This is a genomic window from Chromobacterium fluminis, assembly GCF_011602385.1.
In the GTDB taxonomy this organism is placed as follows: domain Bacteria; phylum Pseudomonadota; class Gammaproteobacteria; order Burkholderiales; family Chromobacteriaceae; genus Chromobacterium; species Chromobacterium fluminis.
On record NZ_JAAOMA010000045.1, the window covers coordinates 29,628 to 40,016 of the forward strand.

The 10,389-nt window shown below is 65.5% G+C and carries 6 protein-coding genes; all 6 read right to left on the reverse strand.

What is annotated here, in order from left to right:
- Positions 1-3: 3 nt before the first annotated feature.
- Positions 4-4,632 carry a PAS domain S-box protein gene (locus tag HA052_RS22285; RefSeq protein ID WP_166453650.1) on the reverse strand — a complete coding sequence of 1,543 codons (4,629 nt, stop codon included), beginning with the start codon at positions 4,630-4,632 and terminating at the stop codon, positions 4-6.
- Between the two features lie 78 nt (positions 4,633-4,710).
- The gene (locus HA052_RS22290; protein WP_166453651.1) at positions 4,711-5,997 is read right to left on the reverse strand and encodes a serine hydrolase domain-containing protein; all 1,287 of its coding nucleotides are present in this window, start codon (positions 5,995-5,997) and stop codon (positions 4,711-4,713) included.
- A 146-nt stretch (positions 5,998-6,143) separates the two neighbouring features.
- Positions 6,144-7,388 carry a hypothetical protein gene (locus HA052_RS22295; RefSeq protein WP_166453652.1) on the reverse strand — a complete coding sequence of 415 codons (1,245 nt, stop codon included), beginning with the start codon at positions 7,386-7,388 and terminating at the stop codon, positions 6,144-6,146.
- A gap of 2 nt (positions 7,389-7,390) precedes the next feature.
- A complete protein-coding gene (locus HA052_RS22300) occupies positions 7,391-8,191 on the reverse strand; it encodes an outer membrane lipoprotein-sorting protein (protein ID WP_081545521.1) in 801 nt (266 codons plus the stop codon).
- The gene (locus HA052_RS22305) at positions 8,184-9,560 is read right to left on the reverse strand and encodes an FtsX-like permease family protein (protein ID WP_166453653.1); all 1,377 of its coding nucleotides are present in this window, start codon (positions 9,558-9,560) and stop codon (positions 8,184-8,186) included. Before HA052_RS22305 ends, HA052_RS22300 begins: the two co-directional genes overlap by 8 nt.
- Entirely contained in the window at positions 9,557-10,225 is a 669-nt protein-coding gene (locus HA052_RS22310) for an ABC transporter ATP-binding protein (protein ID WP_346774579.1), read from the reverse strand. The genes HA052_RS22305 and HA052_RS22310 overlap by 4 nt, the downstream gene beginning before the upstream one ends.
- Positions 10,226-10,389 lie beyond the last annotated feature (164 nt).

The window sequence follows — 10,389 nt, forward strand, 5'->3', positions numbered from 1 at the left end:
CGCTTATGCCATAGCCGGCAATGCGTCCAAGGCCGCGCACAAGGTTGTCAGTTCGCGGCCCAGCTTCTGGATGCGCGCCGGCGTCGCGTCTTCGGCCCGCCCTTGTCTCAAAATGGCCTCCAGCGCGGCGGCCTCGGCTTGAACGCGGACCAGCCCCAAGGACCCGGCGGCCCCTTTCAGCGAGTGGGCGATGCGGCACGCCTCCTCGCCTTCTTCCGCGCGCGCCGCGTCCTCCAACCTGGCCGCGTCATTGCGATGAAGGTCCGCGAATTTGCGCAGCAGGCGTTCAAAACGCTCCAGATCGTTCCCAACGGTGCGCAGGCCCGCCGCCAGATCCACCCCGGGCAGCCCCATCAACTGCTCGCGTCGCCCGGCCACCGGCTGCGGATCGGGCGGCATGATCCCAGACGGCGCAAGCGACGGCAGCCATTTCAACAGCAATCCGAACAGTTGCTCCGGGTCCACCGGCTTTGCCACGAAGTCATTCATGCCGGCAGCCAGACAGCGTTGGCGGTCCTCTTCGAAAGCGCTGGCGGTCATGCCCAGAATAGGAGTCCGCTCCCAGCGCGGCAGGGCCCGGATCCGGCGCGTCGCCTCCAACCCGTCCAGTTCCGGCATCTGCACGTCCATCAGCACCAGATCGTATACGCCGGCGGCGGCGCACTCCACGGCCTCCCGGCCATTTCGCGCCAGCTCGGCCTTTAGGCCAACGCTGCCCAGCAGCCAGAGCGCCACCTCCTGATTGATGAGGTCGTCCTCCACCACCAGCACCCGCGCGTCCGCGCGCAGCCGTAATTCGGCCTCAACCTCGTCAGGCTCCACATCGGCCGGCTCGGCGGCAACGCTGTCCCCCTCCGTCAGCCAGGCGGTCAGCCAAAACACGCTGCCGTACCCTTCCCGGCTTTCCGCGCCGACTTCGCCGCCCATCAACGCGGCCAGACGCTGGGTGATCGCCAAGCCCAGGCCGGTGCCGCCGTATTTGCGGGTAGTGGAGTCGTCCGCCTGCTGAAACGCCTGGAACAGGCCGGCCAGTTTGTCGGCGGGAATGCCTATGCCGGTGTCGCGCACCTCGAAGCGCAGCAGCAGGCGTTCGCCCTCGCTTCGCAACAGCCGCGCGCGCATGGCTATCGTTCCCCGCTCGGTGAATTTGACCGCGTTGCCCGCGTAATTGAGCAAGGCCTGGCGCAAACGGGTGGGATCCCCGCGCAGACACGGCGGCACGCCGGCGTAATCGATCTCCACGCGCAAACCCTTGGCTTGCGCCGGCTCATCGATCAGCGAACGCACATGATCGAACAGCCCGCCGATGGAGAAGTCGGTCCGCTCCAGCGACAACTTGCCGGCTTCGATCTTGGACAGGTCCAGAATGTCGTTGATGATGCCCAACAGATGCCCGCTGGCCACCAGCACTTTTTCCAGCTTGGCCTGCTGCTCCGGCCGCGGTTGGGTGCGCATCAGCAAATGGGTGAAGCCGATGATGGCGTTCAAGGGCGTACGGATTTCATGGCTCATATTGGCGACAAAGGCGCTCTTGGCCAGATTGGCCGCTTCCGCGTCCTCCTTGGCGCGCACCAGCGCCTGCTCGGTCTCCTTGCGCCGGGTGATGTCGGTGACGAAGCCGATGATTTTGTCCGAGCCTCCCGGCTTGTCCGGCAAGTAGTACGCAATCATCTCCACCGCCACCAGCCGCCCGTCCCGGGTGCGTTGCTGGGTTTCGAACTGCGCCCGGCTTTGCTGCCGCAGGCGCTCCACGGTGTGCGCGTAGATTTCGGGCGTGGTGTTGGGCACGATGTCCGACACGTTCAGGCGCAGCATGTCATCGACGCCGTAGCCCAGCAGCTCCGCCGCGTAACGGTTGACGTAGATCAGCCGCCCGCTCGCCGCATCCACCCAGTGGATGCCTATGCCCACGCTGTCCATGGCGAACTGAGTGGTTTGCAGCTTGGCGCTGGTGGCGCGCACCTCCGCGGTGCGCACCGCCACCAGTTCCTCCAGGTGATGGCGGTGCTGATCCAGCTCCATGGCCAACCGTTTTTTCTCGGTGATATCCTCTTGCAAGGACAGGTAATGACTGATCCTGCCGTCCGGTTGACGGATAGGCGAGATATGGGCGAAGTCAACGTAATCGCTGCCGTCCTTGCGCCGGTTGAACAACTCGCCTTTCCATGGTTTTCCGGCCCGCAGCGCGCCCCACAGCTCGGCATAGGTGTCCGCCGGAGTCAGGCCGGACTTGAGCAGATTGGGCGTCTGCCCCATCACCTCTTCCCGGCTGTAACCGGTGTTGCGGACAAACGCTTCGTTGACGTATTCAATCCGCGTTTCCAGATCGGTGATAACGACACTCTCCGGGCTCTGCTCCACCGCCATGGACAGCTGGCGAATCCGCTCCGCCGCCTGCCGCCTCAGGGTGATGTCGCGGAAAGCGCCGTAGACGCCGCCGTCCGGCAGGCGGATCGCGTTCACCTCCACCGGCACCTCGGCGCCGTCCTTGCGCCGCAGCAGCATCTCGGCGCTCAACTGCTCGTTGGACAGCAGCCGCCGGAACAAAGACTGCGCATCGTCCGCCGCGGAGCCCGCGCTGAAATCGCCCACCCGCATCGCCAGGATTTCCTGCTCGTCATAGCCCAGCAACTGACAGGCCTGCAAGTTAGCGTATTGATAGCGCCCTTCCGCATCCGCCACCAGCACCGCGTCGGCGGCATGATCCAACACGCTGCGATAACGCGCCTCGGCGCTGGCCAGCGCCTGGGTTTTTTCGCGCAGCGGCCGCAAATCGTTATAGGAGCCGAAAAAGCCGCAGAACGCGCCGGACAGGTCGTGCATGGCGGAAACGGACGCGTAAACCGGGATGATTTCGCCGTTGCTGGCGACGCGCGCCTGCTCGCCGGTCCAGCGCCCCTGTTGTTTCACCTGCAGCTCCAGGACCGCCCGCTCCGCCCGTCTGACCCGATCGTCCGGAATGAAGCGGGAGATCGAGGTGCCCAGCAGCTCGCCGATCGAATACCCCATCAACTCGCCAAACGCGGCGTTGACGTACAGGATGTTCTTGGCCGCATCGGTCATCACCACCGGCTGCGCCGACTGATCCAGCGCTTCCGCCAGCCGGTGGCGCTCTTCTTCCACCGATTTGCGGGCGGTGATGTCCTCGGTGAAGATCACGATGCCGCCGATGGAGCCGTCTCGCGCGTGCCATGGCCGCACTTCCCAACACAGCCACTGCGCCGCGCCGTTCTGACGCAGAAAGCGGTCTTCCTCTTCGCGCACCACCTCCCCGGCCAGCGCCCGGCGATGGATTTCCCGCCAAGCGTCGGGGATTTCCGGGAATACCTCGTAGTGAGATCGGCCAATGATCTCCTGACCGTCCAGTTGGTAATCGTCCAGCCAACGGCGGCTGGCCGCCAGATAGCACATATTGCGATCGAACATCGCCAGCGCCGCCGGCGCGTGCTCGATGAACAGCAATAGTCTTTCCTCGCTTTCCAACAAGGCGTTTTCCATGGCTTTCCGGTCGGACACGTCCTGCATAGCACCTCGCACCGACACCACCTTGCCGCCCGCCAACACCGGCCTCCCGGACACCCTCACCCATTTGCGTCGGCCGCTGGCACTGAGCAATTGCAGCTCCAGATCATAGGGCTCGGCCTCCGTCACGACGCGGCGCACCGCTTCCTCTATCCGCCGACGATCTTCCCCATGGAAAAAGCCCAAGCCAATGCAGGTGTTGGCCGGGGCATCGACCGGCAGGTCATGGATGCGGGCCACTTCCGAGGTCCAGCCGCCATCCCCGGTGGCGGGATCGAACCACCACCCGCCCACCCGGGCGATGGCGCTCATTTCCTGCAGCAATTGCTCGCGCTTCCCCTGCTCCGCTTCGGCGCGCTTGCGCGCGCTGATGTCCGACGCGATGCCGCACACCGCGTAAGCGCGCCCCTCTGCGTCGAACAAGGGGAATTTGTACACCAAGTAGGTATGCGGGCCATCGTCATGCGGCACGGTTTCCTCGTATTCGCGCGCCTGGCCGCTGCTCAGCACTTCCAGATCGGCGTCGCGCAACTTGGCCACCACCTCGGGCGGAAACAAGTCCTCGTCGCGCAGACCGCGCATGGCCTCTACACTGATATGGAACAAATCGGGATAGCGTTGATTGACCAGCAGATAGCGGCCGTTCATGTCTTTGACAAAGATTACCGCGGTGGAGTTGTCGATGATGGCATGCAATAAAGCTTGCTGACGCGTCAGCTCATTCTCCGCCCAGCGCGAGCGGCGGCTAATGAGGCGCTGGCTGAACAGGCTAAACATCAAGCCGCACAAGGCGAACAAGACAATAGAGGCGGCATCGGACGTCCGGGTAATGACGAAGCTCCACTGCGGGGGCATGAACAGATACCAAACCAAAGGCACCGACAAGGCGGTGGCGACCAGACCGCCGGTCAGCCCGCCCAGCATGGCGGAGAGGAAAACCGCAGGATAGAACAGGAACCAGACATAGGGGTGGATCCAGTCCCAAAACCACCACTGCGTGGCCAAAGCCAGCAAGGGCACCAGAACCCCCACCCCGCACGCGCGCCATGGCAGGGAGGCGAGGAAGACCCGGAAACGCCCTTTCCACGCCTCTTGTTTAAAATCCGTCAATTCTCGGCCTCGACTGGAAAGCTGGCTTGGTTTTGTCAGTTCTCACGATAGACCACGCCCCTACGCCGAACAAACCGCTTACTGCCGCCGCAGGCTTCTGGCCTCCCCCTCGGCGTCGCGCCATTGCAGCGTTCCGCCCTCAATCAGCAGAGTCTCCGGCAGCACGGCGCCGCGCGCCAGTTGCGGCGTATGCGCCTCCACGGTCAGCGGATAGGCGATTGGCACGCCGTAACGGCGCGGGCTGCGCGCATAGCAGCCATGCTCGTTGTAAAACAACTCCAGCCAAGCGCCTTCTCCATTCTCATAACGCCCCGGAGCAAACAACTGCTCGTCCGGCTGCTGCCGTCCCGGCGTCGGCAGGACTTCCAACTCCTCTCCGCTGGCGATGCGCGCCAAATCCCGTCCCAGGCGCTCCACCGGCGAACCGAAGGCATTGGCCAACACCACCACGCCGCCTCCGCCGGGCAAAACACTCATAAACGAAAAAAAGCCGTTGACGTCACCAAAGTGCTGGGCCAGCCGCAGCCGACGGCCGGCCAGCGTCCAGTCCTCGCCGTAAAACCCGTAGGCGTACTCCAGGGCGCCCACGTCCAGCATCAGCGCGGCCAGCCTGGCCGGCAAAGCCTCGCCCCGCTGCAGCGCCTCCAGCCAGCGGCACAGATCCCCCGCGCTGGAGACCAGATCGTAGACGCCCCAAGCCACCGACATGTCCATCGGCTCCGCGTAGCGCCACGGCGCTCCGGGATGCAGGCCGCGCGCGGCCTGCGGCAGAATAACGCGGCCATCGTCGACGTAAGTGCGCTCCAGACCCAGCGGCCGAAACAGATATTGCTGCCGATAGCTGGAGAAGTCCTGATCCGCAACCCGCTCCACAATGGCCGCCAACAATAAATAGCCGGTGTTGCTGTACGCGTGGGCAATGCCCGGCGGGCAAGCCGGCGGCAAAGCGTGCGCCCAATCCAGCAGTTCCTGCGGCCGATGCGCCAGCCGCATCCGCGTCGGCCAATACTCCGCCGCGCTGGTGAAGTTGGCGGTGCCCGCGCTGTGATTCAGCAACTGATGCAGGCTGATGCCCGCCGCGTTGGGAAAGTCGGGAAAAAACCGCTCCAGGCTGTCGCTCAGCTCCAGCCGCCCCTGGGCCACCTGCTGCAGCACCGCGGCGGCGGTGAAGCTCTTGCTCAACGAGCCGATGCGAAACACCGTGTCCGGCTCGTTGGCCACGGCCAGGCCCGGATCGGCCATGCCGCCGGCCACCGCCACCCGCTCTCCGTCGGCCAGGCCGACGGCCGCCACGCCGTGCAGACAGCCCGCCGCGTTCCAGGAGCGCAGATACGTGTGCAACGCGGCCACCGTGCTCATGCCCATGCCCATCCCCTCTGTTCAGGATCGTTTCGACGTCAAGCAGCGTTTCTCCGCCTCATCATCACTATGGTTTGTTTCCCCGCCGCTCGCCATGCGATCCTCGCCGCGGCGTCGGCGTCGCCTTGCCTCCCCCGAACCGGTTCGCGAACTCAGTAAAAGTAGTCGACCAGCAATTGCCAGACCCGCCGCGCCGGGCTGGCGCCGTAGCGGCTGTCCGGCGCTCCGTCAAAACGCTGCCACTGCAAGGCCAGGTCCGCCGCGCCCAGGTGATAACGGACTTCAGCCCAATTCATGCCGCTGTGATCCACCAAGTCGAAACTGCGCATCGCGGTCAGATCCAGATTGTCCACCAGCGCGTCCTGCCAATACGCGCGCAGCAAGGCGGCGCGCCGGGTGGGCAGACCGCCCCCGGCGCCGACCCCAGACCGGTAAGCGCCGTAGAGCGCCGGCTTCTCGCGCAGCGCGCGCCATTCATCGTTATCCGGCGCCGCCCCGTCCTGCTGCCCCTCCAAGGTCAAGCTCAGTTTGTTGGCGCCGGTCCAGGTCAGACCGCCGGCCAGACGATTGCGCCAAGCAGAATCCGACACCCCCAGGCTTTGCCTCCAAGCGGTCTGCTGCCGCCCGCCGGCCCATTCCAGATAGATCACGGTGGCCTTGCCGAGCACGCGCGACACATTGAAGCCCAGTTGCGGAGAGCGGCCTTGCTCCTGCAGCAGCAGCCATTGCGGATTCAGGTTTTCAGCGAAGCGATAGCTGCCGGCCAGCAGCAGCCGCTGCCGTGGATTGCTGGCGCCCCAGTCCAGGCTGGCGCCGTCCGGATTAGGCCAAGAACCCAGCTTGGGCGACCAAATCGCGGTCAAGGAACCGCGGTCCCACAGCTGCTGCCAGCGCAACATGGCGTTGCCGAGGCGATTCTGACGCAGGCTATCCGGGTCAGCCGACACCACCGAGCGCACGGTGCCGGCGCCGAGAAAATCAGTGGGGTTGTAGCCCACGGCCACGCCGTAGCGGGTATTGACGCGCCCTAAATCCAGCATCGCGTCGACGCCGAACTCGCGGCTTAGATAGGCCTCCTTCAGGGTATTGACGCCGTGGTCCCGCTGCGGCGAGCCGGCGAAGCGCCAATCCAGCCGGTTGGCCAGCACGCCGCGCCAGGCCGGGCTTAGCCGACCATCCCAGCGCAGATCGAAAGACAGCCGCTGGCTATCGTCCCCCGGCCGCGGCGACAGCGCGGCCGCCTCCAGTTGAAGCTTCAGATCCCGCGGTCTCTCCTCCTCCATCCGGGTTTGATCCGCCAGCCGCAACGCCTCCTCGTCCGGCGGCGCGTCGGCGCCCCGCGCGGCCGCGCACGCCAGCGCCAGCGCCAGCAACAGCCCAAGCGCCAGCTTCCGCATCGTCATTCGGCCCGAAAGCGCGGCAGATAATCGCGTTGCAACCAGGCTTCCGGCACCTCGCGCCAAGCGAACTGGCTATTGCGCATCACCGTTATCCAACGCGGGTTGAGGCCGTCGATGATCACGGTTTCCGTCGGGCGCTCTCGTCCCAACACCGGCTGGTAAGCGCGGTAATACGCGGTCTTCAGCAGGCTTCCGCTCTCGGCGTAGAACTGCGCCTTGCGGCTGCGGTAGCCGTCGCGGTCCACCCACAGATCGATCGCGTGATAGGTGACGCCGGGATTGCGCGCGGTGAGCCGCAGCTTGTAACAAAGCCGCGTCTGGCGGTCGCCGTCCTGGATTGACTCCTCCCCGGCCAGCGCCGCCCGATAGTCCAACGCCAGATTGACGGTGACCACGTCGCCGTTGGCCGCCTGGCCCAGCAGCCGCTGCTGCGGCGAAATCGGCACGCTGGCCTTGCTCGCCGGGTCGAAAAACCACAGATCGTTGCCGCTTTTGAGCATCAGTTTGCCGGCGTCGCGTTTGGGATTGATGAAGCGCAGCAAGCTGCGGAACTGCCCGCTGCCGGCGTCCGCCCGTGAATACACCGCCAACGCGCTGGCTTCGTTCTGCTTGCCGTCCTTGTAGCTGACCAGCGACACCACGAGTCCGAAGGAGCGCTCCGGATTACGCACCGCGTCGCTGTTGGCCAGGATAGTCTGCGCGTCCGGCGCCGCCAGCGTTGTCGTCGCCCACAGCGTCGCGCCCAGAGCGGCCCAGCGTGCCGCCCTCACTCCCTTGAAGATTCCAAGCGTTTCACGCATGACGCAAAGCCTCCACGATATTGGCCGCGGCCGCGCGCCGCGCCGGCCACCACGACGACAGCAAGGCCATCGCCATCAAACCGCCGGCGGTCACCGCCATCATCCGCCACTCGCCCCATACCCGCACCAGGATGGGACTGGGGTCTACCTGCCCCGGCGGTAGCCAGGTCAAACCGGCATGGTTGATCAGCCAGGCGGCCAGCAGGGCCAGCGCGATGCCCAGCGCGCCGCCGGCCAGGCCCAGCAAGCAGCCTTCGCACAGGAACAGCCGCTGAATGCCGCGGCGGCGCAGCCCCATCGCCCGCAACGTGCCGATCTCCACCGTGCGCTCCAGCACCACCATATTCATGGTGTTGCCTATGGTGAACAGCGCCACGCAGGCGATCAGCACCGCCAGAAAGCCAAAAATAGTGCCGAACATGCCGGTGATCTGCCCATATTGCGGCTGCAAGGTGGCGAAGTCGTGCGCCGCCAGCGGCTGGCCGCTCAAGATGGTGGCGAACAGCTGACGCAAACGCGTCTCGGCCGCCGGAATCTGCTCGGTATGCCTGAGCTGCAGCACGATGGCGGTGGCCATCGGCTCGCCCTGGCCGTACACCAGCTGCTGAGCCTGGCGCAGATGCAGGCCGACATACATGTCGTCCAACTCCTTGATGCCTTGGCTCTCCACCTTGGCCACTTTCAAGCGGGCCACATTGGGCGCGCCGGCGGCGGTGGCGGCCAAGAGTTCGATCTGATCGTCGCGGCCGCCGGCCAGCGGCGCCGCCGCGGACAAGGCAGCCAGATCGGCCGGCAAATCACCGCCGCCGGCCGGGGCCGGTGGCGGCGCGCAATCCTTGAGCTTGAACGCCGCGCACAATTGCAGCACTCGCGCCACACCAGTGCCGATCACCGCCGCGTTCGGCGCGGTGCCGGTCAGCGCCACCGGCTTGCGCTTGTCGTTGAAGCCGTAATCGTCCCAGCGCCGCAGCCGGTTCTGCGCGTCCACTTCGCTGCCGCGCGCGATCACCGTTCGCGAGGCGCCGGCCGCGTAATGGCCGGCGATGCCGCCCAAACTCAGCGTGGGCGTCACCACCGTCAGCATCGGCCGCAGCACCGGGTCGTTCTCGATCAGCCGCATCACCTTCCGGTAATCGCGGATGCCGTAAGCGGCGGGGTTGCCGCTGCCGTACAGGAAATAGTCACGGTGCTGCACCTGCAGATGACCGCCGGCGCGCACCATGCCGGTTTGCAGCCCGTATTGCACCGTGCGGTTGTAACCGCCGAACAGCAATACCGCCACCAGGCCGATGATCATGGTGGACAAGGTCGCCAAGGTGCGGCGGCGATTGCGCAGCAGATTGCGCCAGGCCAGCTTCAAGGTATTCACAAGGCCTCCTCTGCGTTCAGCGCGCCCACCCGGCCGTCGCTGACCTGATAGCGGTCATCCGCCGCCGCGATCACCTGCGGATCATGCGAGGAAAACACCACCGCCACGCGGCGTTCGCGCTGCAATTGGCGCAACAAGGCCAGGATGGACGCCCCGGTATGGCTGTCCAGATTGGCGGTGGGTTCATCGGCCAGCACCAAGGCCGGTTCGTGCACCAACGCGCGCGCAATCGCCACCCGCTGGCGCTGACCGCCGGACAGCTGTCCGGGCCGGTTCGCCGCCTTGTCCGCCAACCCCACCGCCGCCAGCATCTCCAAGACCCGTTCGCGCCGCCGCCGCGCCGGCACGCCCTGCAATTGCAACGGGTACTCGACGTTCTCAAACGCCGACAGCACCGGCATCAGATTGAAATTCTGGAAGATGAAGCCGATGTGGCGCGCGCGAAAATCGCTGCGCGCGTCGTCGCTCAAACAGCCCAAATCCTGATCCGCCACCATGATCTTGCCGGCATCGGCGCGGTCTATGCCGCCGATCAAGTTCAGCAATGTGGTCTTGCCGCTGCCGGACTGGCCGGACAGCACGGTGAAGCGCGCCGCGGAGATGTTGAGGCTGACTTCCGCCAACGCCGGCACGCGCACCTGCTCCATCCAATAACTCTTCGACACCCCATTCAACTCCACCGCCCACATAGTCCGCCCCGCCGCCAAAACTCAATGGCATGAATATGCATGAAATTGGCATGAAAAGCTCTGCCTTGCGACAAAACGCCCACGACGGACGCCAAATGCGTGGCAACGACGCCAAGCAACGCGCATCGACACCGGTTTTC